A 24,243-nucleotide genomic window follows, 5' to 3' on the forward strand; every position below is an offset into this window, starting at 1 on the left:
GCAGCGGTGGTGCGATGTGTGCGTGAGTCTGCGTGGCCGGCGAGCGGCGGGCCGCGCCTATGTCACGATCATGAACAAGTTGCAGGTCGCGCGCAAGTGGGCGAGGGGTAGGCCATTCGGCCAGGCTGGCGGATTGGCGGGGCGTTGCTATGATGGCAAAACACTGGCTCCATCGCACGCCACATCCATAAAAAGGGGAGACGCACCATGCCGAAGCATCTGCTGGTCACCTGGAGAGCCGCAGTGCTGGCCGTGGTGCTCGCCTGCCTTGCCGCCTGCGCCTCGGAACCGGCCGAGCCGGTGGCGTTCAAGCCGGTGCCGGCGGAGCGCATCGTCAAGGCGGGCTACACCCAGCCGGGCGACGGGCTCGTCGCCGTGGACGTGCGGCGCGAACGCTCGCGCGACCTGGTCGTCCGCTTTCGCGATGCGCTCGTGTACGTGGACGGCGAGCAGGTCACCGACCTGTTGAACGGCGAGCACGTCGTCTTCTACCTGAGTCCCGGCGCGCACCGCATCGCGGTCTCGACGCAGTTCGATCCGATTGTGGAAATGCGCTTCGTGGTGACGGCCGACACCCGCTACACGAGCCGCGCATCGGCCAGCTTCAACGCCGATCACCGCATCGAGCTGCACCGGGTAGCACAATAAACTTTCCCGTTGCACGCGGCTGCGTTCCGCCGCAGTGACAATTCGCGGACATCCGTGACACACAAAACCGCTAACATGGCGGCTGTCATGTGTTCAAACGCGCAGGCACGCTGTCGCGGTCAGGCACCACCGCGACGGCGCGCCAATCCGCGCTGTCTTCAAGGTAATCCACATCATGCTGATCAATTGCGCGGCCTACCAGGATGGCCGCAAACTCGCCGACATCCCGATCGAAGACATCAGCGAATACGTTGCGCGGCCCGAGTGCTTCGTCTGGGTCGCGCTCAAGGACGCGAGTCCGGAAGAACTCGCCGTGATGACAGAAGAGTTCGGCCTGCACGAGCTGGCTGTCGAAGACGCGCTGCTGGGCCATCAGCGCCCGAAGATCGAGGAGTACGGCGAGTCGCTGTTCGCGGTCATGCACACGGTCGAGATGGACGACGATCACGAACTGCTGATCGGCGAGGTCGACGTCTTCGTCGGCGCGAACTACGTGCTCTCCGTGCGTCACCGCACCCGCTTCGGCTTTAGCGACGTGCGCGCGCGCTGCGAGCGCGAGCCGAAGCTGCTCAAGGAAGGCGCGGGCTTTGTGCTGTATGCGCTCGCGGACGATATCGTCGATCGCTATTTCCCGATTCTCGAGGCGCTCGGCGCCGAAATCGAGGAGGTCGAAGACCGGATCTTCGTCAAGAACGACCTGCGCGCGTCGCGCGCGATCATCGAGGACCTGTATTCGCTCAAGCGCCGGCTCGTGAGCCTGCAGCATCACGTCGCGCCCTTGCAGGAAGCGATCAGCAAGTTGGGCGGCGGCCGCGTTCCGCAGGTGTGCTCAGGGATGGAAGCCTACTTTCGCGACATCTACGACCATCTCGAACGCATCGTGCGGACCATCGACGGCCGCCGGGAAATGATCGTCACGGCGATCCAGGTCGACCTCGGCATGATCTCGCTGGCCGAGAGCGAGGTGACCAAGCGCCTCGGCTCCTTCGCCGCCCTGTTCGCCGTGCCGACGATGATCGCCGGCATCTACGGCATGAACTTTCAGACCATCCCCGAACTGCACTACAAGTACGGCTATCCGGCCTGCCTCGCCGTGATGTTCACGGTCGACCTGTTCCTGTGGTGGCGCTTCCGCAAGGCCGGCTGGCTCTAATTCACTACCCATCGCCACGCATAACCTCAAGCCCGCCCGGTGTTCTGCTTGCATCCTGCGCAATATCGGTCCAGCATTAACGGCCCGCCGCCGGCAAAGCTTGCAGGCGGCGGCAAACCAGCAGCGACGGCACGCAACGGACCAGCCGCCTGTGCAGTGCAACAGTGCAACTCGTTGACACCGGCAACTGGCTGCCTTGAGAATGGGCCTCGCAAACGTTTGCGCGAAGTTAAAAACACGGCTCATACCGAGCCCATAAACCTGGAGATGTGCATGGACCACCGCATTCGCCGCCGCGTCCTGGCGGCCGCTGTTGCTTTGACTGCTTCTGCCGCGCTGCCTTTTTCGCCGGCTTACGCGCAGGCTGCGAAGAAGCCGAAAGTGGCGCTCGTCATGAAGTCGCTCGCCAATGAGTTCTTCCTTACCATGGAAAACGGCGCGAAGGACTATCAGAAACACAACGCCAACGAGTTCGACCTGATCACCAACGGCATCAAGAACGAGACGGACACGGCGGCCCAGATCCAGATCGTCGAGCAGATGATCGTCTCGAAGGTCGATGTGATCGTGCTGGCGCCGGCCGATTCGAAGGCGCTGGTGCCGGTGGTCAAGAAAGCGGTCGATGCCGGCATCATCGTGGTGAACATCGACAACCAGCTCGATCCGGACGTGCTCAAGTCGAAGGACCTGAACGTGCCGTTCGTCGGCCCCAACAACGCCAAGGGCGCGCAGAAGGTTGGCGACTACCTGGCGAAGAAGCTGAAGGCAGGCGACGAAGTCGCCATCGTCGAAGGCGTGTCGACCACCACCAACGCGCAGCAACGCACCGCCGGCTTCAAGGCGGCCATGCAGCAGGTCGGCGCGAAGATCGACTCGGTGCAGTCGGGCGAGTGGGAAATCGACAAGGGCAACGCGGTCGCTTCGGCGATGCTCAACGAATATCCGAACCTGAAGGCGCTGCTGTGCGGCAACGACAACATGGCTATCGGCGCAGTCTCGGCCGTGCGCGCGGCCGGCAAGCAGGGCAAGGTCTACGTGGTCGGCTATGACGACATCGACGCCATCAAGCCGATGCTGAAGGACGGCCGCGTGCTCGCCACCGCCGATCAATACGCGGCCAAGCAGGCCGTGTTCGGCATCGATACGGCGCTCAAGGCCTTGAGCGAGCACAAGAAGCAATCCGAATTGTCCGGCGTGGTGGAAACGCCGGTCGATCTGGTCACGAAATAAGCTGAGCTCAGCTTAAGACAGGCAGGGCGCGCGCTCGCGCAGCAGTCCGGCGCGCTCGCGCCTTGCGGTTTGGACGGGACGCCCGGGCCGCCCGGACGGGCCGTTCGGACCACCGGCTTGCGTCAATTCAATAAACGCTCAAGAAAGCCGCGCTGCCGCCGTTATTCCAGAGATAAGCGTCATGTCGGCGGACGCGGCGGGACGGGGTGCGCTGGAAGCCCAGCGCATGACCTGCCTTGAGCCGGCATGACACGTGGTCGCCCGACACGGGCTTCAGCCGGCGGTCGTCCGTCTGAAGCTCATGCGAGGCCGCCCCGGAACCAGGATCGCGATGGAATCGACCGCTCACGACGCACTGCCCGCCGTATTGTCCGTGACGGGGATTGGCAAGACCTATGCCGAACCCGTGCTCGCCGACGTTGCACTTTCGCTCTTTGCCGGCGAGGCGTTGGCGCTGACGGGCGAAAACGGCGCAGGCAAGAGCACCTTGTCGAAGATCGTCGGCGGGCTCGTGGCGCCGAGCGCCGGCACCATGCGTCTGGCCGATGCGCCGTATGCGCCGGCCAGTCGCACCGAAGCCGAGGCGCTCGGCGTGCGCATGGTGATGCAGGAACTGAATCTGCTGCCCACCTTGTCGGTGGCCGAAAACCTGTTTTTGAACCGCCTGCCGCAGGCCGGCGCGCTGCGTTTCGGCTGGATCGACCGGCGCCGCCTGCGCGAAGACGCGCGCGCTGCGATGGCGCAGGTCGGGCTCGAAGCGATCGACCCGGACACGCTGGTCGGCGAGCTGGGCATCGGCCATCAGCAGATGGTCGAGATCGCCCGCAACCTGATCGGCGACTGCCGCGTGCTGATCCTCGACGAGCCGACCGCGATGCTGACCGCCCGCGAAGTCGATCTGCTGTTCGAGCAGATCGAGCGGCTCAAGTCGCGCGGCGTGGCGCTGGTCTATATCTCGCACCGGCTCGAGGAGCTGGCGAGGGTGGCCGAGCGGGTCGCCGTGCTGCGCGACGGCCGGCTGGTCAAGGTCGAGGCCATGAACGCGCTGACCAGCGACCAGATCGTCACGCTGATGGTGGGGCGCGAGCTGGGCGAGCGGATCGACCTGGGCGTGCGCAACATCGGCGCGCCGCTTCTGAAGGTCGAAGGCCTTACGCGCGGCACGGTGGTGAACGACGTGTCCTTCGAAGTGCGCGCGGGCGAGATCTTCGGCGTGAGCGGTCTGATCGGCGCGGGCCGCACCGAGCTGATGCGGCTCATCTTCGGCGCCGACCTGAAAGACAGCGGCACGGTGTCGCTGGCGGCCACGCCGGGCGCCGCACCGACGCCGGTGCAGATCGCCTCGCCGACCGACGCCGTGCGCCTCGGCATCGCGCTCATCACCGAGGACCGCAAGGGCGAAGGATTGTTGCTGCCGCAACCGATCGCGGCCAATGTTTCGCTCGGCAATATCGGCAGCGTGGCGCGTCATGGCGTGGTCGACGCGAAGCGCGAAAACGCGCTGGCGCAAAAGCAGATCGAAGCCATGCGGATCCGCAGTTCGGGGCCGGGGCAGATTGTCGGCGAGCTGTCGGGCGGCAACCAGCAGAAGGTCGTGATCGGCCGCTGGCTCGCGCGCGATTGCCGCGTGCTGTTATTCGACGAACCGACGCGCGGCATCGACGTCGGCGCGAAGTTCGATATCTATGGCTTGATGGGCGCGCTGGCTCGCGAGGGCCGCGCGCTGGTCGTGGTGTCGAGCGACCTGCGCGAGCTGATGCTGATCTGCGACCGCATCGGCGTGATGTCGGCCGGGCGCATGACGGGCCTGTTCGAACGCGCCGGCTGGACGCAGGACGCCTTGCTGGCCGCGGCCTTTGCCGGCTACCGCGCCCGCGAGACGCTGCTGCACGCCGTCGACACCAACGAAGCAGGGAGTCTGTCATGACGAAGCGACCGGTCCCGCCGGGCGGCAATCAGGGCAGCGCCCAGGTCAACCCGGGCGCGGCGGGCGCAGCGCCGGTGGCCGATCCGTCCGCGCCGCTCGCGAGCGGCAAGCCGGCGGGCACGCGCCTTGGATTTTCGAACTACCTCGGTCTGGCAGGTGCGCTGCTGGCGATGATCGTGCTGTTTTCGCTGCTCAGCTCGCACTTTCTGACCTACGACACGTTCAGCACGATTGCCAACCAGATTCCCGACCTGGTCGTGATGGCGGTGGGCATGACCTTCGTGCTGATCATCGCCGGGATCGACCTGTCGGTCGGCTCGGTGCTGGCGCTGGGCGCGTCGGTGGTCAGCGTGGCGGCCCTGAAGTGGCACTGGGCGCCGCTGCCGGCAGCCGTCCTCGGAATGGCAGCGGCCGCGCTGACCGGCACGGTGACCGGCGGGATCACGGTGGGTTGGCGGATTCCGTCGTTCATCGTTTCGCTCGGCGTGCTGGAAGCGGCGCGCGGCCTTGCGTACCAGATGACGAACTCGCGCACCGCCTATATCGGCGACGCCTTCGACGTGCTGTCGAACCCGATTGCCTTCGGCATTTCGCCGGCCTTCCTGATCGCGGTGGCGGTGATGGTGGTCGCGCATCTGGTGCTCACGCGCACGGTGTTCGGCCGTTACCTCGTGGGGATCGGCACGAACGAGGAAGCGGTGCGGCTCGCGGGCGTCAATCCGCGCCCGTACAAGGTGATCGTGTTTGCGCTGATGGGGGCGCTCGCCGGGCTCGCGGCGCTGTTCCAGATTTCGCGGCTCGAAGCCGCCGACCCGAATGCGGGCGACGGCATCGAACTGCAGGTGATCGCGGCGGTCGTAATCGGCGGTACGAGTCTGATGGGCGGCAGGGGTTCGGTGATCAGCACCTTCTTCGGGGTGTTGATCATCTCGGTGCTGGCGGCGGGGCTCGCGCAGATCGGCGCGAACGAACCCACCAAACGCATCATCACCGGCGCGGTGATCGTGGTGGCGGTGGTGCTGGATACCTATCGCAGCCGCCGCAAGCGGGTCTAGGCGGGGTGTGCCGGCGTGGCAGCAGGCAAGCGGGGAAGGCAGTGCGTGGATAGAGCAGGTTGGATCTGTCATTGATGCAAACGCCCGGTACGGTGCAGGTCGCACCCGCTGACGGGAAAAACAGGCAGGAGAGCAACAGGTTATGGCGACCATCAAGGATGTAGCGGCCGTGGCAGGCGTGTCGTTCACGACGGTTTCACACGTCGTGAACAACTCGCGGCCAGTGTCGGCCGATGTGCGCGCAAAAGTCGAACATGCGATCCGTCAACTCCACTATGTGCCGTCGGCGGTCGCCCGGTCGCTGAAGGCGCGCGCGACCGCGACGATCGGACTGGTGGTGCCCAACAGCACGAACCCGTATTTCGCGGAGCTGGCGCGCGGTATCGAGGACGGTTGCGCGCGCAACGGTTACTGCGTGTTCTTCTGCAATTCCGACGACGATCCCGCCAAGCAGCGTAACTATTTGCGGGTGCTGCAGGAAAAGCGCATCGACGGACTGATCGTGGCCTCGGCCGGCGACGACGCCGTGCTCGCCCAGGCGCTGGCCGACGCGCGCGAGCCGCTGGTGGTGGTCGACCGCAATATCGAGGGACTCTCGGCGGATCTGGTGCAGATCGACCATGAAAAGGGCGCTTACCTGGCTACGCGCCATCTGCTCGAACTCGGCCACGTGAAGATTGGTTGCATTACCGGGCCGGTTGCCACGGCCGTCAGCGCGATGCGGGTGCACGGCTTTATCCGCGCGATGGCGGAGCGCGGCATCGAAATTGCGCCGGGCGGGATTGTCGAAAGCGATTTTTCGGGCACCGGCGGCTATCGCGCGGCGAGCCAGTTGTTCGAGACGGTGATGCCGTCGGCGATCTTCGCCGGCAACGACATGATGGGCATCGGCGCCTTGCGCGCCGCTGCGGAGCGCGGCATCAACGTGCCGCGCGACTGCTCGGTGATCGGTTTCGACGATATCGAACTGGGGCGTTTCACCTATCCGGCTCTCTCGACGGTGGGGCAGTCGGTACGCGCGCTCGGCGAGATGGCGGCTCAGACCCTGATCGAGCGGATCACCGGCACCGCCGCCGGCACGGCCGGCGCACCGGCGCGCCGGCGGGTGGTCGCGCCGCGGCTGATCGTGCGCGAATCGACGGCGGCATGGGCGGGCGCCGGGGCCGGGGCGGGCCGCCACGGCATAGCGGTGTAAAGGTGTGAGCACGGGTTGCCGCGGCCCGGCTGGCGGTTTGCGGCAGAAGCGCCGGCGCAAAGTCAGCTCTTACGCGGCCGCGCAGCCTTGCCCGGCCGCCTGACCCTCCATCCGGGGGCGCGTTGAACCCGACGCGCCATCCCCGCAAGCCTCCCCAGGAAGCTTCCCCACGCCGCCTCATTCGCCCCCGCCGGCTTCGTTGTAATTCATACAAACTTTCCCCGCCATATTCCTCAGACCATATAAAAACTTTAAGTATGGGATCTCAGTGCCGTAAACGCCTGTTAGAGCGCCGATTCTTTAAAGCGCCGGACAGATCGAGGTAGCACTTCGCGCCACGCTCACCCTCCACTGGATACGTCACAGGAATAAGCATGTTGAACAAGGGCATCACCATCAAGGCACGAATTGGTCTGACGATGGCTTTTCTCGCCGCGTTGCTGCTGGCCATCGGGATTCTCGGTCTGACGGGCATGAGCCGCTCGAACGACGCCCATCACGAGACGTTCAGCAACGAGATGCCGAGCGCCGTCGATATCGGCAACGCCGAGCTCTACGCGGCGCGCGAGCGTCTCGCGCTCGATCGTGCGGCGTTCCTGTTCGGGACCCCGGAAGTGGCGGCGACGGTCGAGCGGGCGCGCGCCATGCGCACCATCTCGGACGCCTGGTGGAAGAAATATTCCGATCTGCCGCGCGGCGCGGAGGAAGACCACCTCGCCCAGGATGTATCGGCCAAACGCGACACGCTGCATCAGTCGTTGGACGGGTTTGCCGCAATCGTGGCCGGGTCCGACCAGTCGAAGGTCGTCGCCGCCGCGAAGGACCTGCAAGTCAAATACAACGATCTGTCGGCCGCCGACGACGCCCTGCGCAAGTCCCAGTTCACCCAGGCGCAGGCAGGCTTCGACGTTGCCCAGAGCAACTTCGAGACGTTTCGCCTGATCAGCATCGTCGCGGTGATCGTCGGGCTGGTGGCGGCGCTGTTTTCGTATCTGACGCTCAGCCGCTCGATCGGCCGGCCGCTTGGCGAGGCGCTCGAGCATTTCGACGCGATCGCCGCCGGCGACCTGCGCCGCCCGGTGATCGTGACCTCGCGCGACGAAATGGGCCAACTGCTCGAAGGCATCGCGAAGATGCAGCGCAGCCTCACCGAGACCGTGCGTTCGGTGCGCGGCGGCAGCGAATCGATTGCCACGGCGACACGCCAGATCGCCGCGGGCAACATCGATCTGTCCTCGCGCACGGAAGAGCAGGCCTCGGCGCTGCAGGAAACCGCGTCGAGCATGGATGAACTGACCGGCACCGTGAAGCAGAATGCCGACAACGCCCGCCAGGCGAGTTCGCTGGCGGCCAACGCCTCGGAGATTGCCAACAAGGGCAGCGCGGTGGTGAGCCAGGTGGTCGGCACGATGGGCGACATCAACCAGAGTTCCGCGAAGATCGCCGACATTATTTCGATTATTGAAGGCATTGCCTTCCAGACCAACATTCTGGCGCTTAATGCGGCGGTCGAAGCCGCCCGCGCCGGCGAAGAGGGCCGCGGCTTCGCGGTGGTGGCCGGTGAGGTGCGCAGCCTTGCGCAACGCTCGTCGGCTGCGGCGAAGGAAATCAAGGAGCTGATCGACACCTCGGTGGAGCGGGTGCAATCCGGCTCGGCGCTGGTCGACCAGGCGGGCCGCACGATGACCGAGATCATCGGCGCGGTGCAGCGCGTCACGGACATCATGGGCGAAATCGCCGCGGCCTCCGAGGAGCAGAGCAGCGGCATCGAACAGGTGGCGCGCGCCGTCACGCAGATGGACGAAGTGACGCAGCAGAACGCGGCGCTGGTGGAAGAGGCGGCTGCGGCGGCGCAATCGCTCGAAGATCAGGCCGGCAAGCTGCGCACCGCCGTGGCGGTGTTCCAGCTCGAAGAGGGGGCGTTCAAGGCGCCCGCCGCTCCGATCGCGCATCGCCCGGCTGCGAAGCCTGCAGTGCGTAAGGCGGCTGCGGCTGCGGCGCCGCGGGCTCGGGTAGCGGCGGCAGCGCCGGCTGCGACGCCGACAGCCGCTTCCGCTGCAAGCGCGTCAGGTGCGGCCGGCACCGCTAGTGCACCGGCGCCGGCCAAAGGCCCCTCGCCGGGCAAAGCCCCGGCGCCCGCTGCGGCCGGCGGCGACAACGACTGGGAAACGTTCTGAGCGGCGTTTGCTTGAGCGAACCCGGCGTAACGGGCAACTTGAGACTGACCGGCGAAGACCACGGTTGCGTACGCAACCGTGGTCTTTTTTCATTGTCAGCGTAGTAAGCGACCCGGTACGACTCGCGATCCGGTACATTGACGGGCGCGACTACGCTTGTCTCCGGGTAGCCTCGGCGGGTGACTGGATCCGGCGCGGCAGGTTGCGCCGCGCTTCGCCTGCCTGGAACGCTGCGCCGTGCGGCAGCGCCCGGCTCCGCTCATGCCATTCCGCACCATTCAATGCGCCAGCCAGAAAGGACCGACATGACGCCACACGACCTCGCGCAACGCCTCGTTGACGCGCGCAGGCAGCACCGCCTGATCGACGCCCCGCCGCCCGACAGCCTGCCGCCCGACGCCGCCACCGCCTACGCGATCCAGCAGGCGGTCATCGCCGGGCTCGGCCAGTCGACCGGCGCGTGGAAAATCGGCGCGAAGGCGCCGGGTGGGGCGGCCTCGGGGGCGCCTATTCCGGCTTCGCAGGTGTTCGGGTCGCCCGCGCGCATCGCCCACGGCGGGTTTTTCCGCGTCCTGCTGGAACTGGAGATTGCGTTCCGCTTCAGCGAGGCGATCGAGCCGCGCGGCGAGGCCTATGCGCGCGACGAGGTGCTCGCGCGGGTCGGCGTGGTGCTGCCGGCTATCGAGATCGTCGATAGCCGCTTCAGCGAGTGGCCCAATATCGCCCCGCTCGCGCAACTGGCCGACGCGCAGAACAACGGCGCGCTGATCGCCGGACATCCGGTGGCCTACTCGGGATTCGCGCGCACGTTCGATTTCGTCTCGCCGGAACTGGAATTGACATTCGACGGCACGTCGCTGGTGCCGGAAGCATCCGGCAATCCGGTCGGCGATCCGCGCGAACTGCTGGTGTGGTTCGTCAACCATTGCGCCGCCATGGGCATTACGATCGAACCGGAATGGACCATTACCACCGGTTCCTATGTGGGCGCGCACCGGGTCGACCGGGCGGGCATCGTACATGGCCATATCGACGGGCTGGGCGAAGTCGAGATCGAGTTGACCTGATACACGGGGCCGGGCGCCAGCCCGGTCGCGTCGTCCATTCATCAAGCATGCCGGCAGACCGTGCCGGCACCTCAAGCGATGCGCGCCCGGCCACCTTGTCGCCGGCGGCGCATCCAAGCCTTCTCCCTACCCGTATACACCTATGCAAGCCGGCGCGCGAGCCGCCGACATCCCGTTATGAAAGTGGCCGACCATGAGCGCGTTGTGGATATCGCGCGTCATGGTCGGACACCGTACGTTTGCGTGCAATGGAGGGTGAACGAAACGTGCGCTGCATGGACGAACCAATCGGGTGCTGTGCGCAAGCCAGGCTGCCCAACATGTAACACAGCGCGAAACGTGTGCACGAAAACCTTGCGCTGCGCGTTGAGGAAAAAAGCGCAGGTACAACGAACGACATGCAGGTGTAGCGCGAAGTAATTCGGCGGCAGAGAATAGGGCAGACAACGAGGCTTGCGCAGTCGACGCGTTTGAATCTGCGCGAGCAACGTTGCAATGACAGCGCGGCTTTGCGCCGCTGCCGGGACGCAAGACGTTTCATGCAAGATAGCAGTAGGGATGGCTGCAATCCTGGGCAATCCGGTCGAAGATTGTAGGTGACCGAATCTGTGTTTCCAAGTGAGGATTGTAGGGAGGGCAACACGGCACGATTTTCATCACGTAGTCCGTGAAAAAAAATTTAAAAGGGTTTAGGATGAATTCGAGCGATGTCGTTTCCGATTAGCGCGCCGCGCACGACATCGGTCTAGACTTTGGCGAGGAGGTAGCATGGATATCTACAGCAGTTTCGCGACCCGCTTCGAGAAAACGCGAGAAGATGAGCTCTCGCTCGAGGAGTATCTCGCGCTCTGCAAAGACAATCCCGCCGCGTACGCTACAGCTGGCGAACGCATGTTGACGGCAATCGGAGAACCCGAACAGATCGACACTCGCAACGATCCGCGCACCTCGCGTATCTTCGCGAACAAGGTCATCAAGGTATACCCCGCATTCCGTGAGTTCTACGGAATGGAAGACGTGATCGAGCAGGTGGTCGCGTACTTCCGGCACTCGGCCCAGGGGCTCGAAGAAAAGAAGCAGATCCTGTATTTGCTTGGCCCGGTTGGCGGCGGCAAATCGTCGATCGCCGAACGTCTGAAGCAACTCATGGAACGCGTGCCGTTCTATGCGATCAAGGGCTCGCCCGTGAACGAGTCGCCGCTCGGTCTGTTCGACTACGACGAAGACGGTCCGATCCTTGAAGAGCAGTACGGCATTCCACGCCGCTATCTGAAGAGCATCCTCAGCCCGTGGGCCGTCAAACGGCTGCACGAGTACAACGGCGACATCCGCAAGTTTCGCGTGGTGCGCCGCTATCCTTCCATCCTGCGGCAAATCGGTATTGCCAAGACGGAACCCGGTGACGAAAACAATCAGGACATTTCGTCGCTGGTGGGTAAGGTGGATATCCGCAAGCTCGAGCAATACGCCCAGGACGACGCCGACGCGTACAGCTACTCCGGTGGCCTGTGTCTCGCGAACCAGGGCCTGCTCGAATTCGTCGAAATGTTCAAGGCGCCGATCAAGGTCTTGCACCCGCTACTGACCGCCACACAGGAAGGCAACTTCAAAGGCACGGAAGGCTTCGGTGCGATCCCGTTCGACGGCGTGATTCTGGCTCACTCGAACGAGTCGGAGTGGAAGGCATTCCGCAATAACCGCAACAATGAGGCACTGCTCGACCGGATTTTCGTTGTAAAGGTCCCGTATTGCCTGCGTTACGGCGAAGAGATCAAGATCTACGAGAAGCTGCTGCGCAATTCTTCGCTGGCCAATGCGGTGTGTGCGCCCGGCACGCTGAAGATGATGGCGCAGATGTCGGTGTTGACGCGTTTGCAGGAGCCGGAGAATTCGAGTCTCTTCTCGAAGATGCAGGTGTATGACGGGGAAAATCTCAAGGACACCGATCCGAAGGCCAAGTCGTATCAGGAGTACCGCGACTTCGCCGGCGTCGATGAAGGCATGACCGGCGTGTCGACCCGCTTCGCGTTCAAGATCCTTTCGCGCGTGTTCAACTTCGATTCAACCGAGGTCGCGGCGAACCCGGTGCATCTGATGTACGTGCTCGAACAGCAGATCGAACGCGAGCAGTTCCCACCGGAAACCGAGCAGAAGTACCTGTCCTTCATCAAGGACGTGCTTGCGTCGCGCTACGCGGAATTCATCGGCAAGGAGATTCAGACTGCCTATCTGGAATCCTATTCGGAGTACGGACAAAACATCTTCGATCGTTACGTCACGTATGCCGACTTCTGGATCCAGGACCAGGAGTTCCGCGACCACGACACCGGCGAGAGTTTCGACCGCGCGTCGCTGAATGCGGAACTGGAGAAGATCGAGAAGCCCGCTGGCATCAGCAATCCAAAGGACTTCCGCAACGAGATCGTCAACTTCGTTCTGCGCGCGCGAGCGGCAAACGCAGGCAAGAACCCGGCGTGGATCAGCTACGAGAAGCTGCGCGTCGTGATCGAAAAGAAGATGTTCTCGAACACGGAAGAACTTTTGCCGGTGATTTCGTTCAATGCCAAAGGATCGGCGGAGGAGCAGCGCAAGCACGAAGACTTCGTCAACCGGATGGTCGCGAAAGGCTACACGCCCAAGCAGGTGCGGCTGTTGTGCGACTGGTATCTGCGCGTGCGCAAGTCATCGTGATTGCCTCATGAGACGAAGAGCGTGCCGCCCGCGCAGGAATGCGCGGGCACCTTGCGAGGCGCAAGTTGCATGGACATAGCGTTGCAGTTGCAGCGTGCGTCTCGCGCACCCGAATGAGTGCTGCATGGGATGGGAGTCAGCGTTGAAGCGCTCACTCCCGTCGACATGGGAGACCGGATGTGCTTCATCAAATCATCGACCGCAGGCTAGCTGGCAAGAACAAGAGTATTGCAAACCGCGAACGCTTTTTGCGTCGTGTCAAAGGCTATATCCGTCGTGCCGTCTCGGAAGCGGTGCGCGATCGCAGCATCAAGGACATTCAGGATACCCAGAGCATCACCATTCCGCGCAAGGACATTGCGGAACCGTCGTTCCGCCATGGCCCCGGCGGCAAGCGTGAGATGGTGCATCCCGGCAACGCCGACTACATCCGCGGCGACAAGATTCCGCGTCCCCAGGGCGGGGGTGGCGGAGGCGGCGGCAACCAGGCCAGCAACGAAGGCGAAGGTCAGGACGACTTCGTATTCGAGCTGAGTCGCGAAGAGTTCATGCAGTACTTCTTCGACGACCTCGAATTGCCGCGTCTGGTCAAAACCCATCTGCTGGCCGTGCCCACCTGGAAAAGCATTCGTGCGGGCTGGGCGGCGGAAGGCACACCTAATAACATCGACGTGGTCCGTTCGCTGCGCAGCGCGCTCGGCCGGCGCATTGCGCTCGGCGCGCCGCTCGTCAACGAGTTGCATGAGCTCGAACGGCAGCTCGAAGAGATGAAGGCGGACCCCGACGATCGCCGCGACGACATCAAGGCGCTCGAAGAGGAAATCCATCATCTGCGCGGGCGCATCTGGCGCATTCCCTTCATCGATCCGTTCGATCTGCGTTACGTGAACCGCGTCAAGCAGCCGACACCGTCCAGTCAGGCCGTGATGTTTTGCCTGATGGACGTCTCGGGTTCGATGGACGAGCAGCGCAAGGATCTCGCCAAGCGCTTCTTCATCCTGTTGTACCTGTTCCTCAAGCGCAATTACGAGCGCATCGAGGTGGTGTTCATTCGCCATCACACGCGTGCCGAGGAGGTCGACGAAGACACCTTTTTCCATTCCACCGAAAGCGGCGGCACGGTGGTGTCGAGCGCGCTGGAGCTGATGAAGAAGGTCCAGGAGGAGCGGTATTCGCCGACTGAATGGAACATTTACGGCGCCCAGGCCTCGGACGGCGACAACTGGACCGACGATTCGCCGAAGTGCCGCAAGATCCTTTCGGATGACATTCTCGAGAAGGTGCGCTATTTTGCGTATATTCAGGTAACGCCCGAAGAACAGAACCTGTGGCTCGAATATGCGCAGCTTGCGCTGTCGCAGCCGCACATGGCGATGAAGAAGGTCGAAACGGCCGCCGACATCTACCCTGTGTTCCGGGAGTTGTTTGAAAAGCAGGTGGCGTCATCATGAGCACCAAACATCTGCACAATGAGGCGCGCGGCTATCAGCCGGAGCGCAAAAAAGGCGTGCCGAAGCAAGCGATCGGGCATGCCGAAGCCGCGGCGGCCGATCCAGGCGCCGTCGATGCGGGAGCAGGTCTCGATGGCGCTGCTGCAGCACGGGGACACACCGGAACGCCCACTGTGGGGCAAAGGGAAGTCCGTATGAACGTAGCCGATAGACGGCCTTTGCCGTGCCCGTCCGACTGGACCTTCGAACTGATCGAGGAATACGACACCCACATTGCCCATGTTGCAGAGCAATATGAGCTCGACGTCTATCCGATCCAGCTCGAACTCATCAGCGCTGAACAGATGATGGATGCGTACGCGTCCGTCGGCATGCCGGTCAACTACCGGCACTGGTCGTTCGGCAAACACTTCCTGTCTACCGAGAAAAGCTACCGTCGCGGCCAGATGGGGCTGGCGTACGAAATCGTCATCAATTCGAACCCCTGCATCGCGTATCTGATGGAAGAGAACACGATGACGATGCAGGCCCTCGTCATCGCGCACGCGGCCTACGGCCACAACTCATTCTTCAAGGGCAACTATCTGTTCAAGCTGTGGACGGATGCGCACGCGATCATCGATTACCTCGTCTACGCCAAGAACTACATTGCGGAGTGCGAGGAGCGCTTTGGCCTGGACCGGGTCGAGGAACTGCTGGACTCCTGCCATGCGCTGCAGAATTACGGCGTGGACCGCTACAAACGGCCGCAAAAGCTGTCGCTGCAGAAGGAGTCGGCGGCGCGGCGCGAGCGGGAAGCGTATCTGCAGTCGCAGGTGAACGAGCTGTGGCGCACGCTGCCGAACAAACACACGCCGGAACCCGAGGAAACCGACGACCGCTATCCGCCCGAGCCGCAGGAAAACCTGCTGTATTTCGCCGAGAAGAATGCGCCGTTGCTGGAGCCGTGGGAGCGTGAAGTCATTCGCATCGTGCGCAAGATCGGCCAGTATTTTTATCCACAGCGCCAGACCCAGGTGATGAACGAAGGCTGGGCGACGTTCTGGCACTACACGCTGCTCAACACGCTGTACAACCAGGGCAAGCTGGAAGACGGCTTCATGATGGAGTTTCTCCATTCGCACAGCAACGTGGTGTATCAGCCACCGGTCACCAAGCCGTATTACAGCGGGATCAATCCGTACGCGCTGGGCTTTTCGATGATGAGCGACATTCGCCGCATCTGCGAAAACCCGACTGAGGAGGATCGCAAGTGGTTCCCGGAACTGGCCGGTAGCCCGTGGTTGCCGGCGCTGCATTACGCAATGCGCAATTTCAAGGACGAAAGCTTTGTGGCGCAGTATCTGTCACCGCACCTGATCCGTGAAATGCGGCTCTTCTCGGTGCTGGACGATGACATGCGCGATGCGCTGGAAGTCTCCGCGATCCACGACGACAGCGGCTATCAGTACGTGCGCCAGGCCTTGTCACGGCAGTACGACATGCATCATCGCGAGCCGAACATCCAGGTCTGGTCGGTGAACACGCGCGGCGACCGGAGCCTGACGCTGCGGCACTTCATGAGCGACAACCGTCATCTGTCGGGAGACAGCGACGAGGTGCTCAAGCATATGGCGCGGCTGTGGCAGTTCGACGTGTATCTGGAAAGCGTCGACGAAAACGGTACGGTCAGGAAGCGCTATGAGTGCAGGTATGTACCGCCTGCGGTGAGGGTTTGAGCCGTACGCCGACGTCAGCGCAGTAAGCGGGCGCCGTCGCTCGCAGAGGCCAAGCGGAGAGGGGCAAAAAAACGCCCAGTCAGGGAGCTGGGCAAAGTCACCAGAAATCTGGCGACGGAGGATTTCGGTATTGGCAAACAGGCCCGCGCGTACGGCTAGCGCGGGCCTGTTTCGTTTGTGCGGCTCGCGAGCCGGCTGCGCGGCTCTGTCCTGAACAACCCGTCGATCAATGCGCGACGTAGACCGGCGGCGAGTACGTGCTGAGCGTCGTTTCAGCGCGCTGACCCGACTGCGACGTGCCGCTCGTGCCCGGACCGTAGCCGGTCGTCTCCGCTTGCGCGGTACCGTTTTGCGCAGCGACACGGGCTTCGGCAGCCTGGATATCCGACGGGTAATACGGATCGCGGCCACGGGCGGGCGAGTAGCCGGCCTTTTCGAGTTGCACCAGTTCCGCACGCACCTGGGCGCGGGTCACGGGTTGGTTCGACTGGGCGAACGACACCACCGGGGTAGCGAGCACAGCGGCGATAGCAACAGCTTGAATAAGGGACTTCATGATGATTGACCTCCGAAAATTATTTTGTCGACTGCCTGAAGCAAACTTCTAAAGCCGGTGAGGCCGAATCAATGGCCGAAGAACACCGAGCGCGGGCCCGTAACCGGTTCACGCACGCCGGATTGCGAAGCTTGTTCGCTTACGCCACCGTACGCGCTGTTGGTATTGGCGTTGGCATCCGCGTTGGCGCGTTCTGCCGCAACCGTTTGTGCGCTTTGGCCTTGTTGCGAGGCAGGGGCGCCGACAGCAGGGCGGTAGAACGGAGCCGGGCCGTAGCCGCTGGCAAATGCCGGGGCGGCGAGGGTGGCAGAAGCGGCAACCAGCAGGGCAGCAAGAATCTTGGTCTTCATGATGGACTCCATATACGTTTCGACTTCGGTTCAGGAAGGCGTCGCGACAGCGGCCTGAGCGGTGTGTCTGCAACGTCGATGGAGGCAGTGTATACCCCTACTATTGAATATTTGTATCGATAGGATGAAATGACTGTTTCGAATTGGCCGCCAATCCCGTCAGCCCCGTCGGATAAGGCTGAGCGGCGGGCGGCCAGGCGTGGTGGCGGCGAAAAAGGGCTCGCCCGCTATGCGACGACGATGTCCGTCCCCAGTTGATGCAGCAGGTCGCGCAACGCTTCGGCCTGGGCCATTCGCGCGTCGCCGCGCAGGTGAATCTGGACGGCGCGGCCGGCTATGCCGTCGACGGGATGCGCCAGCCATAACTCAACCGCGAGGCCGAGGCCCTCGGGCTGGTTGTCGGCCACCGGTTCGATGACACGCGGCTTGAAAGAGGCACGCTCGGACATGGCAAGTTTCCTTCTGATCGGATGTCGAGCCTCGATGCTAGTCAGCCCCGCGTGGGCCGACAAACGACAAATACGCGTTTGCAAATCATCCTGACGCTTAGCTGAAATCGCGCTTTCTACAGGAATATTTGTTGGTTCTGCGGGGCTGGCTGCGGCTGCTAAGGTAGCGTTCGTGCATCGTTGCAGCGATGCCGCTGCTTTAGCAACCTTGCCGGGGTTGCAACACAGGGTTGCAATACACGGCCGCCACACACAAGAAGGTCTCTATAAAAATGAAATCCAGCACTCTCGCCGCATGGCTCCTGGGGTTGATGGTCACGGTGTCGGGCGTCGCCCACGCCGATCGTCTCGACGACATCAAGAAAGCCGGCGTCCTGCGCGTCGCCACGTTCGACAGCAACCCGCCGTTCGGCTACGTCGATCCCGCCACGAACCACATCGTCGGACTGGATGTCGACTATGCGAAGGCGCTGGCCGACAAGCTCGGTGTGAAGCTCGAGCTGCAGCCGACCAATCCGGCCAACCGGATTCCGTTCCTCACGTCGGGCAAGGTCGATCTGGTGCTTGCCAACTTCACCATCACGGATGAACGCGCCAAGCAGGTCGATTTTAGTATTCCTTATTTTTCGTCGGGTCAGCAGTTTCTCGCCAAGAAGGGCGTGCTGAAGTCGCCGGACCAGATCAACAGCCTGCGCATCGGCGCGGACAAGGGCACCACCAACGAGATCGCGGTGCGCGAGAAATTCCCGCAGGCCACGGTCGTGGCGTATGACGACACGCCGTTCGCCTTTGCGGCCTTGCGCGCCGGCAATGTGCAGGCGATCACCCAGGACGGTCCGAAACTGGTCGGCCTGCTTGCCAACGTGCCGGACAAGCAGAACTACGAGATTCCGCCGTTCACGATCACGAACGACTACATGGGCGTCGGCATCCCGAAGGGCGAAGTGCGCCTGACGGCCTTCGTCAACGAGACCTTGAAGGGCCTCGAAGCAGACGGCTCGGCGGGCAAGATCTATAACCGCTGGTTCGGTCCGCAGACGAAGACGCCGCTCGTGCGCATCTTCAAGATCGGCGACAAGACCTGAACCCGAGGCGAGTTCGCTCGCGTCAAGAAAGTAGATGGGCACGCCACGGCGTGCCCATCGGTGTTTTAAAGCTCGATGAAATCCGGCAGGACAGACGATGCAGGCGTGGCTCGCTCCAAAATATCTGATGTGGTTATGGCAAGGCTTCGGCGTGACGCTCGGCCTCGCGTTGTCCGCGGCCGTCGCGGCGACGGCGCTGGGCTTCGTGCTGGCGCTGGCGCGCCATGCGCGCTATCGCGCGGCGCGGCACGCCGCGGGCGCGTATGTGGTCGCGTTTCGCAATACGCCTTTGCTGGTGCAGTTGCTGTTCTGGTATTTCGGCGTGGCGACCTTGCTGCCGGATGCCGTCATGCAATGGTTGAATACGGCGCACACGGTCCATGCGATGGGATGGGCCGTGCGTTGGCCGTCGTTCGAGTTCGTGGCCGGCTGGATCGGGCTCACGTGCTATACGGCGGCGTTTATCGCCGAGGAGTTTCAGGCGGGACTGCGCGGCGTGCGGGAGGGCCAGCACCACGCGGCCGCCGCGCTCGGACTCACGCCGTTGCAGGCGTTCCGCTACGTCGTCTTGCCGCAGGCGGTGCGTATCTCGCTGCCGCCGCTCTTTGGGCAATACATGAACCTCGTCAAGAACTCGTCGCTGACGATGGCAATCGGCCTCGCCGAACTGTCGTACGCGGCCCGTCAGGTGGAGACCGAAACCTTCCAGACCTTCGCGGCGTTTGGGGTGGCGACGCTGCTGTATATCGCGGCCGTGGCGGTGATCGAAGCGGTGTCTCTGGTTGTCGCGCATCGCCGTGACCTGTCGTTCGCGAGGCGCTGATATGCAATGGTCGCTGTTATTGAATAACTTGCCGTATCTGCTGGTCGGTGCGTTTCCCGACGGGCCGCTAGGCGGGGCCGCCTTGACGCTGGTGCTCGCGGTGACGTCGGCGCTCGCCTCGGCCGTGCTGGGCATGGCCGGCGGTATCGCGTTGGCCATGGCCGGCCGTATCGCGCGCGTGCCGCTCCTGCTCGTGATCGGTTTTTTCCGGGCCATCCCGGTGCTGATGCTGATTTTCTGGACCTTCTTCCTGTTGCCGGTGCTGTTCCACGTCAACGTGCCGGGGCTCGCGGCGGTGGTGTGCGCGCTGTCGCTGATCGGCGGTGCGTATCTCGCGCATTCGGTGCACGCGGGCATTCTGGCGGTCGGCGAGGGGCAATGGCAGGCCGGACTGTCGCTTGGGCTCACGCGCATGCAGGCCTTGCGCTACGTGCTGCTGCCGCAGGCGATCCGCATCATGACGCCGTCGTTCGTCAACCAGTGGGTCTCGCTGGTGAAAGACACCTCGCTGGCGTATATCGTGGGCGTCGGAGAACTGTCGTTCGTCGCCACCCAGGTGAATAACCGCCTGATGGTGTATCCGGTGCAGATCTTCCTGTTCGTGGGTTTCATCTACCTGGTGCTGTGCACGGCGCTCGACCGGGGCGCGACGTATTGGTTGACGCGCAGCGGACGCGACGCACGGGCTAGCGTGGCTCCTGTCGCACCGGCCGTTCCCTCTCGCGACTGATCGGCGTCACTTCACGACACCTCCTGCCGCTTCGTCGCAAATCGATGGTCCTTGACGGGCTGAGTCGCGAATATGAGCGTCACAGCAGCGAAACAGGAACAAAGATGAAACCGAAAGTCATCGTGGCTCTCCTTGTGACGGCGATACAGATTCAGGGTGCGCACGCGCAGAGCAGCGTCGGCAATTTCCTGACGGGTGGCGCGACGGTCGAAGTCGTCGAACACGATGGCGCGGCGCAGGTCGTGCCGAAGCCCGAGCGGGTCGTGATTCACGATTTCGCGGTTCGCATCGATGCCGTCACGCTGGATAACTCCATCGCCGGCCGCTTGCACCGGGACCGGTTGATGCGCCATGGAACCGACGAAGATTCGACGCCCGACGTGCTGGCTAAGCATGTTCGAAGCGTTTTCTCCAAGGCGCTCGCCGAACAGCTCGAGAAAGACCACGTTGCGTCGGCAAGTGCCGCTTCGGCCGCCGTGGCCGCGGCTGAAGGCGGCGGAGCGCGGCTGGTGGTGGACGGCGAGTTCACGGCAATCGACGAAGGCAGCAAGACCAAACGGAAGTTGATCGGCTTCGGCAGCGGTGCAAGCGACATCAAGACGCATGTCGCGGTGTCGTCGATGGTAGCGGGGCACTCAACCGTCGTACTGGCTATCGACCTGGATTCGAATAGCGGCAGGGCGCCCGGCAAGGTCGCGACCATGGGCATCAATTCGCAGGCAGTGGGCACGGCAGTCGGGGCGCTGGGAATGACGGGCACGACGGTGGACGCCGACGCCACCCGGATGGCGAAACTGGTCGCCATGCAGATCGAAAGCCTGATTAATGGTCCGAAGGCTGCGGCGAGTCCTGCTGGAAGTCCGGCTGCCGAAACGGGTGGGGCGCCGCAGGCAGGGCGTTCGGCGGGTTGAATGGCGGTCACTCGCGCGGCTTCGCGCCGCACGTCTGCGCATGCGACGCCACGCACGAGCCTCGAGCCTCCCCGGACGAGTCATGTCCCGAGGGGCCGCTGCATTTAACGACCTCAACTGACTGATGGCTCGCCTTCACCCGGCTTCTTGCCGGGCCGGTCGGCTGGCGACTGTTTGCGTGTTTCATCGTGGCGCTCGGGCAGTTTGCTCTTCTCGTTGTCGCTGTGCGTCACAGGCTGCGGATGCTCGAAATCCGGCGGCGTGGTGGGTTGGGGTTTGCTCATGACGGGCTCCTTGAGTGGATCTAAGGAAGGTGTAGCAACCGGCGGTCCCGCTGGCGGGATTGCCGATCTCGGCGCGTGGAACCACGTCGTGCCGGTAGAACGCGAAGCCTATTGAAGCGCCCTACGTTTGCACCCCCACGGTGCCACCACGCCTCGCCAACGTGCACACGCACCGCATAGCGGGGCGCGCCAGCCGCGCAACATCCGCACCCAAACCCCGCTTCCCCCCAATCCACCTGGCTTCCCCCCACCTGGCACGCAGTTCGCTTAGAACGCCTTCAGAGTAGAAGCGGCTAGCGACCGGCATATCTGTGCCGGCAACGTGGGGCATTGCTCTTGGGGCGCATCGTGCGCCCACGTCGACCTCGAGTCGGCGTTTGAACGGGACCGTCCGGTCCCGCCGACAAGGAGCGTGCGATGCAGTGGCCCCAGCTTTTCACACGAGCGATTAACCTCGGCGCATCGGCAATCTCGCCACGCGCTGCGCGTTCGTGCCCGCATCGCACGACTCCCATTGCTTCGCCATCCTCAGTTTCAAATCCACCCATATCCATCCCTCACACCTTGTGTGTTCTCACACGGAGCTTCGTCATGCGTGTTTTGCGCTTTCTTTCCCGCTTCGCCGCATCAGCCCCTTCGTTGCTCGCGCGTGCCGCATCCGCGTTCACGCTCGCCGGCAGTCTGTTTGCCGCATCGCTCGCTCACGCTGAAGATCACGTGACCTTGCTGACCAACTGGTACGCACAGGCCGAACACGGGGGCTTCTATCAGGCGGTGGCGACCGGCGTCTACAAGAAGTACGGTCTCGACGTCACGATCAAGATGGGCGGCCCGCAAGTCAACGGCATGCAGTTGCTCGCCGGCGGCCAGGCCGACTTCATGCTCGGCTACGACTTCCAGGTGCTCTCGGGCGTGGAGGCCGGCATTCCGGTGACGACCGTGGCCGCCTCGTTCCAGTACGACCCGCAGGGCATGCTCACGCATGCCGACGTGACCAGTCTTGCCGGACTCAAGGGCAAGACGATTCTGGTTGCCGGTTCGGGCCGCACGAGCTGGTGGCCGTGGCTGAAGGCCAGATACGGCTACACCGACGCGCAGTCGCGACCCTACACCTTCAACCTGCAACCGTTCTTCGCCGATCCGAACGTGGCGATGCAGGCCTATCCGTCATCGGAGACCTATCAGGCGGAGCAGGCCCATGCGAACGCGCACTTCTTCCTGTTCGCCGACGACGGTTATCCGCCGTACAACACGACAATCGTCACGATGCGCGACACGCTGAAGGACAAGCCGGATGTGGTGGCGCGCTTCGTGAAGGCGTCGATGGAAGGGTGGAAGAGCTATCTCAACGATCCCGCTCCCGGCAATGCGCTGATCAAGAAAGACAACCCGCAGATGAGCGATGCGCAACTCGCCTACGGCGTCGCGCAACTGAAGAAGCTGAAGCTTGTCACGGGCGGCGATGCAGCCACGCTCGGCATCGGCGCCATGACCGACGCACGCTGGAAGAAGACCTTCGATTACATGGTCGGCGCAAAGCTGCTCAAGCCCGCCACCGACTACCACAGCGCCTACACGCTGCAATACATCCAGGACGCCAAGGTGATGCCGTAACGAATGCACCGGCACTTGCCGTCACGCTTTCCCGCGCCGGCGCGCTTCGTCGCGCCGGCTGATACAGACATGTTGATTGAAGGAGGTTCACGATGCTGGTCACCCGTCAAAAGGTCTTGCGCCGCTTCTGGTACGCCATTATGCCGATGGCGCAACTCGATGCCGGTCCGCAGCCGTTCACGCTGCTCGGCGAGCCGATCGTCCTATGGAAGGGCGTGGGCGGCAAACCGCACGCCTTGCGCGATCGCTGCTGCCATCGCACCGCCAGGCTGTCCAAGGGCTTTGTCGACGGCGACGGCAACATCGCTTGCGGCTATCACGGCTGGACCTACGACTGCTCCGGCCAATGCGTGAAGATTCCGCAGAACGGCGGCAGTGCGATTCCCTCGCGGGCGGTGGTACAGGCCTATCGTTGCGAGGAGCGCTACGGCTACGCCTGGGTCGCGCTCGACGAGCCCTTGCAGCCCATCCCGACGTTTCCCGAGGAAGACGCAACGGGTTATCGCCGCATTCTTCAGTTCTACGAACGCTGGCAGACCAGCCCGCTGCGGATGATGGAAAACTCGTTCGACAACTCGCATTTCAGCTTCGTGCACAAATCGAACTTTGGCCTGTTCGATAACCCGAAGCCGTCGAAGTACGAATTCCGTCCCAACGACTGGGGCTTCGAGGCCGAAGCCCATGTGCCGGTGCGCAACCCGCCTGCCAGCTACCGCGTGACCGGCACGACCGAGGAGGTGACCGAGCGGCATCTCACCAACCGCTGGTTCATGCCGTTCGCGCGCCGCTTCGGCTGCGTGTATCCGGCGAGCGGCGTGCATCACATCATCTACAACTGCGCGACGCCCATCGACGATCGCACGCTGATGCTGTCGCAATGGCTCTATCGCAACGATACCGAGGAGGCGTGCTCGACTCAGGAGCTGATCGACTGGGACCGTCCGATCACCGACGAAGACCGCGACATTCTCGAAGCGACCGACTACGACGCCTGCATCGATGTGCGGCGCCAGCAGGAGTGCCACATGGAATCGGACCAGCCGGGCCTGCTGATGCGGCGGATGCTGCTGAAGCTGCTCGCGGATCACGGCGAAAGCGAGGTATTTCGCATCGAAACGGAGGTTTGAGC

General features: G+C 63.3%; 21 protein-coding genes. 17 read left to right on the top strand and 4 right to left on the bottom strand.

Annotation, left to right across the window (positions count from 1 at the left end; all coding sequences use genetic code 11):
* Positions 1 to 207: 207 nt before the first annotated feature.
* From P3T42_RS00695 to P3T42_RS00745, 11 genes are all read left to right on the top strand, one after another.
* Positions 208 to 648, top strand: coding sequence for a hypothetical protein (locus P3T42_RS00695; RefSeq protein ID WP_429304881.1), 441 nt, complete (start codon positions 208 to 210; stop codon positions 646 to 648).
* A 175-nt stretch (positions 649 to 823) separates the two neighbouring features.
* On the top strand, positions 824 to 1,801 hold the full coding sequence (corA, locus tag P3T42_RS00700) for a magnesium/cobalt transporter CorA (protein ID WP_074299385.1): 978 nt from the start codon (positions 824 to 826) through the stop codon (positions 1,799 to 1,801).
* Between the two features lie 273 nt (positions 1,802 to 2,074).
* Entirely contained in the window at positions 2,075 to 3,031 is a 957-nt protein-coding gene (locus P3T42_RS00705; RefSeq protein WP_429304882.1) for a sugar ABC transporter substrate-binding protein, read from the top strand.
* 331 nt (positions 3,032 to 3,362) lie between these two features.
* Positions 3,363 to 4,958, top strand: coding sequence for a sugar ABC transporter ATP-binding protein (locus P3T42_RS00710; RefSeq protein WP_429304883.1), 1,596 nt, complete (start codon positions 3,363 to 3,365; stop codon positions 4,956 to 4,958).
* Positions 4,955 to 6,013: an ABC transporter permease gene (locus P3T42_RS00715; protein WP_429304884.1), complete on the top strand. Its 1,059-nt coding sequence runs from the start codon at positions 4,955 to 4,957 to the stop codon at positions 6,011 to 6,013. Before P3T42_RS00710 ends, P3T42_RS00715 begins: the two co-directional genes overlap by 4 nt.
* 142 nt (positions 6,014 to 6,155) lie before the next feature.
* On the top strand, positions 6,156 to 7,208 hold the full coding sequence (locus tag P3T42_RS00720) for a LacI family DNA-binding transcriptional regulator (RefSeq protein WP_074299378.1): 1,053 nt from the start codon (positions 6,156 to 6,158) through the stop codon (positions 7,206 to 7,208).
* 374 nt (positions 7,209 to 7,582) lie between these two features.
* Positions 7,583 to 9,385 (top strand): methyl-accepting chemotaxis protein, encoded by a 1,803-nt coding sequence (locus tag P3T42_RS00725; protein WP_429304885.1) that lies wholly within the window; start codon positions 7,583 to 7,585, stop codon positions 9,383 to 9,385.
* Between the two features lie 305 nt (positions 9,386 to 9,690).
* On the top strand, positions 9,691 to 10,452 hold the full coding sequence (locus tag P3T42_RS00730) for a 2-keto-4-pentenoate hydratase (protein WP_074299374.1): 762 nt from the start codon (positions 9,691 to 9,693) through the stop codon (positions 10,450 to 10,452).
* A gap of 768 nt (positions 10,453 to 11,220) precedes the next feature.
* The gene (locus tag P3T42_RS00735; RefSeq protein WP_074299372.1) at positions 11,221 to 13,143 is read left to right on the top strand and encodes a PrkA family serine protein kinase; all 1,923 of its coding nucleotides are present in this window, start codon (positions 11,221 to 11,223) and stop codon (positions 13,141 to 13,143) included.
* Positions 13,144 to 13,322: 179 nt separating this feature from the next.
* Entirely contained in the window at positions 13,323 to 14,594 is a 1,272-nt protein-coding gene (locus P3T42_RS00740) for a YeaH/YhbH family protein (RefSeq protein WP_429304886.1), read from the top strand.
* The gene (locus P3T42_RS00745) at positions 14,591 to 16,312 is read left to right on the top strand and encodes a SpoVR family protein (protein WP_429304887.1); all 1,722 of its coding nucleotides are present in this window, start codon (positions 14,591 to 14,593) and stop codon (positions 16,310 to 16,312) included. Before P3T42_RS00740 ends, P3T42_RS00745 begins: the two co-directional genes overlap by 4 nt.
* Before the next feature lie 226 nt (positions 16,313 to 16,538).
* On the opposite strand, the gene P3T42_RS00750 is transcribed toward P3T42_RS00745, so the two are convergent.
* The 3 genes from P3T42_RS00750 to P3T42_RS00760 all read right to left on the bottom strand — a co-directional run bounded on the left by P3T42_RS00750 (position 16,539) and on the right by P3T42_RS00760 (position 17,667).
* On the bottom strand, positions 16,539 to 16,868 hold the full coding sequence (locus P3T42_RS00750) for a DUF4148 domain-containing protein (protein WP_074299366.1): 330 nt from the start codon (positions 16,866 to 16,868) through the stop codon (positions 16,539 to 16,541).
* A 68-nt stretch (positions 16,869 to 16,936) separates the two neighbouring features.
* On the bottom strand, positions 16,937 to 17,218 hold the full coding sequence (locus P3T42_RS00755; RefSeq protein WP_074299364.1) for a hypothetical protein: 282 nt from the start codon (positions 17,216 to 17,218) through the stop codon (positions 16,937 to 16,939).
* A gap of 227 nt (positions 17,219 to 17,445) precedes the next feature.
* Positions 17,446 to 17,667, bottom strand: coding sequence for a hypothetical protein (locus P3T42_RS00760; RefSeq protein WP_074299362.1), 222 nt, complete (start codon positions 17,665 to 17,667; stop codon positions 17,446 to 17,448).
* 272 nt (positions 17,668 to 17,939) lie between these two features.
* On the opposite strand from P3T42_RS00760, the gene P3T42_RS00765 reads away from it, so the two are divergent.
* The 4 genes from P3T42_RS00765 (at position 17,940) to P3T42_RS00780 (ending at position 21,216) form a co-directional block, all read left to right on the top strand.
* Positions 17,940 to 18,752 carry an ABC transporter substrate-binding protein gene (locus P3T42_RS00765; RefSeq protein WP_074299360.1) on the top strand — a complete coding sequence of 271 codons (813 nt, stop codon included), beginning with the start codon at positions 17,940 to 17,942 and terminating at the stop codon, positions 18,750 to 18,752.
* A 97-nt stretch (positions 18,753 to 18,849) separates the two neighbouring features.
* Complete coding sequence (locus tag P3T42_RS00770) at positions 18,850 to 19,575, top strand: amino acid ABC transporter permease (protein WP_074299358.1); 726 nt, start codon at positions 18,850 to 18,852, stop codon at positions 19,573 to 19,575.
* 1 nt (position 19,576) lies between these two features.
* Positions 19,577 to 20,305, top strand: a complete 729-nt coding sequence (locus P3T42_RS00775) for an amino acid ABC transporter permease (protein ID WP_429304888.1) — start codon at positions 19,577 to 19,579, stop codon at positions 20,303 to 20,305.
* Positions 20,306 to 20,409: 104 nt separating this feature from the next.
* On the top strand, positions 20,410 to 21,216 hold the full coding sequence (locus P3T42_RS00780) for a DUF4410 domain-containing protein (RefSeq protein WP_429304889.1): 807 nt from the start codon (positions 20,410 to 20,412) through the stop codon (positions 21,214 to 21,216).
* Positions 21,217 to 21,329: 113 nt separating this feature from the next.
* Here P3T42_RS00780 and P3T42_RS00785 read toward each other — a convergent pair whose 3' ends face one another.
* Positions 21,330 to 21,500, bottom strand: coding sequence for a hypothetical protein (locus P3T42_RS00785; protein WP_171991702.1), 171 nt, complete (start codon positions 21,498 to 21,500; stop codon positions 21,330 to 21,332).
* A gap of 591 nt (positions 21,501 to 22,091) precedes the next feature.
* Between P3T42_RS00785 and P3T42_RS00790 the strand changes: the two genes are divergently transcribed.
* A complete protein-coding gene (locus tag P3T42_RS00790; RefSeq protein WP_074299352.1) occupies positions 22,092 to 23,114 on the top strand; it encodes an ABC transporter substrate-binding protein in 1,023 nt (340 codons plus the stop codon).
* 92 nt (positions 23,115 to 23,206) lie between these two features.
* Positions 23,207 to 24,241, top strand: coding sequence for a Rieske 2Fe-2S domain-containing protein (locus tag P3T42_RS00795; RefSeq protein WP_429304890.1), 1,035 nt, complete (start codon positions 23,207 to 23,209; stop codon positions 24,239 to 24,241).
* Positions 24,242 to 24,243 lie beyond the last annotated feature (2 nt).

It is taken from the genome of Paraburkholderia sp. GAS38 (genome assembly GCF_050434965.1).
Classification (GTDB): domain Bacteria; phylum Pseudomonadota; class Gammaproteobacteria; order Burkholderiales; family Burkholderiaceae; genus Paraburkholderia; species Paraburkholderia phenazinium_A.

What these genes read in the sequence shown, in the direction of transcription:
- P3T42_RS00695 (WP_429304881.1), top strand. Translation starts at nt 208, where the DNA reads ATGCCGAAGCATCTGCTGGTCACCTGGAGAGCCGCAGTGCTGGCCGTG.
- corA (WP_074299385.1), top strand. Translation starts at nt 824, where the DNA reads ATGCTGATCAATTGCGCGGCCTACCAGGATGGCCGCAAACTCGCCGAC.
- P3T42_RS00705 (WP_429304882.1), top strand. Translation starts at nt 2,075, where the DNA reads ATGGACCACCGCATTCGCCGCCGCGTCCTGGCGGCCGCTGTTGCTTTG.
- P3T42_RS00710 (WP_429304883.1), top strand. Translation starts at nt 3,363, where the DNA reads ATGGAATCGACCGCTCACGACGCACTGCCCGCCGTATTGTCCGTGACG.
- P3T42_RS00715 (WP_429304884.1), top strand. Translation starts at nt 4,955, where the DNA reads ATGACGAAGCGACCGGTCCCGCCGGGCGGCAATCAGGGCAGCGCCCAG.
- P3T42_RS00720 (WP_074299378.1), top strand. Translation starts at nt 6,156, where the DNA reads ATGGCGACCATCAAGGATGTAGCGGCCGTGGCAGGCGTGTCGTTCACG.
- P3T42_RS00725 (WP_429304885.1), top strand. Translation starts at nt 7,583, where the DNA reads ATGTTGAACAAGGGCATCACCATCAAGGCACGAATTGGTCTGACGATG.
- P3T42_RS00730 (WP_074299374.1), top strand. Translation starts at nt 9,691, where the DNA reads ATGACGCCACACGACCTCGCGCAACGCCTCGTTGACGCGCGCAGGCAG.
- P3T42_RS00735 (WP_074299372.1), top strand. Translation starts at nt 11,221, where the DNA reads ATGGATATCTACAGCAGTTTCGCGACCCGCTTCGAGAAAACGCGAGAA.
- P3T42_RS00745 (WP_429304887.1), top strand. Translation starts at nt 14,591, where the DNA reads ATGAGCACCAAACATCTGCACAATGAGGCGCGCGGCTATCAGCCGGAG.
- P3T42_RS00750 (WP_074299366.1), bottom strand. Translation starts at nt 16,868, where the DNA reads ATGAAGTCCCTTATTCAAGCTGTTGCTATCGCCGCTGTGCTCGCTACC.
- P3T42_RS00755 (WP_074299364.1), bottom strand. Translation starts at nt 17,218, where the DNA reads ATGAAGACCAAGATTCTTGCTGCCCTGCTGGTTGCCGCTTCTGCCACC.
- P3T42_RS00760 (WP_074299362.1), bottom strand. Translation starts at nt 17,667, where the DNA reads ATGTCCGAGCGTGCCTCTTTCAAGCCGCGTGTCATCGAACCGGTGGCC.
- P3T42_RS00765 (WP_074299360.1), top strand. Translation starts at nt 17,940, where the DNA reads ATGAAATCCAGCACTCTCGCCGCATGGCTCCTGGGGTTGATGGTCACG.
- P3T42_RS00770 (WP_074299358.1), top strand. Translation starts at nt 18,850, where the DNA reads ATGCAGGCGTGGCTCGCTCCAAAATATCTGATGTGGTTATGGCAAGGC.
- P3T42_RS00775 (WP_429304888.1), top strand. Translation starts at nt 19,577, where the DNA reads ATGCAATGGTCGCTGTTATTGAATAACTTGCCGTATCTGCTGGTCGGT.
- P3T42_RS00780 (WP_429304889.1), top strand. Translation starts at nt 20,410, where the DNA reads ATGAAACCGAAAGTCATCGTGGCTCTCCTTGTGACGGCGATACAGATT.
- P3T42_RS00785 (WP_171991702.1), bottom strand. Translation starts at nt 21,500, where the DNA reads ATGAGCAAACCCCAACCCACCACGCCGCCGGATTTCGAGCATCCGCAG.
- P3T42_RS00790 (WP_074299352.1), top strand. Translation starts at nt 22,092, where the DNA reads ATGCGTGTTTTGCGCTTTCTTTCCCGCTTCGCCGCATCAGCCCCTTCG.
- P3T42_RS00795 (WP_429304890.1), top strand. Translation starts at nt 23,207, where the DNA reads ATGCTGGTCACCCGTCAAAAGGTCTTGCGCCGCTTCTGGTACGCCATT.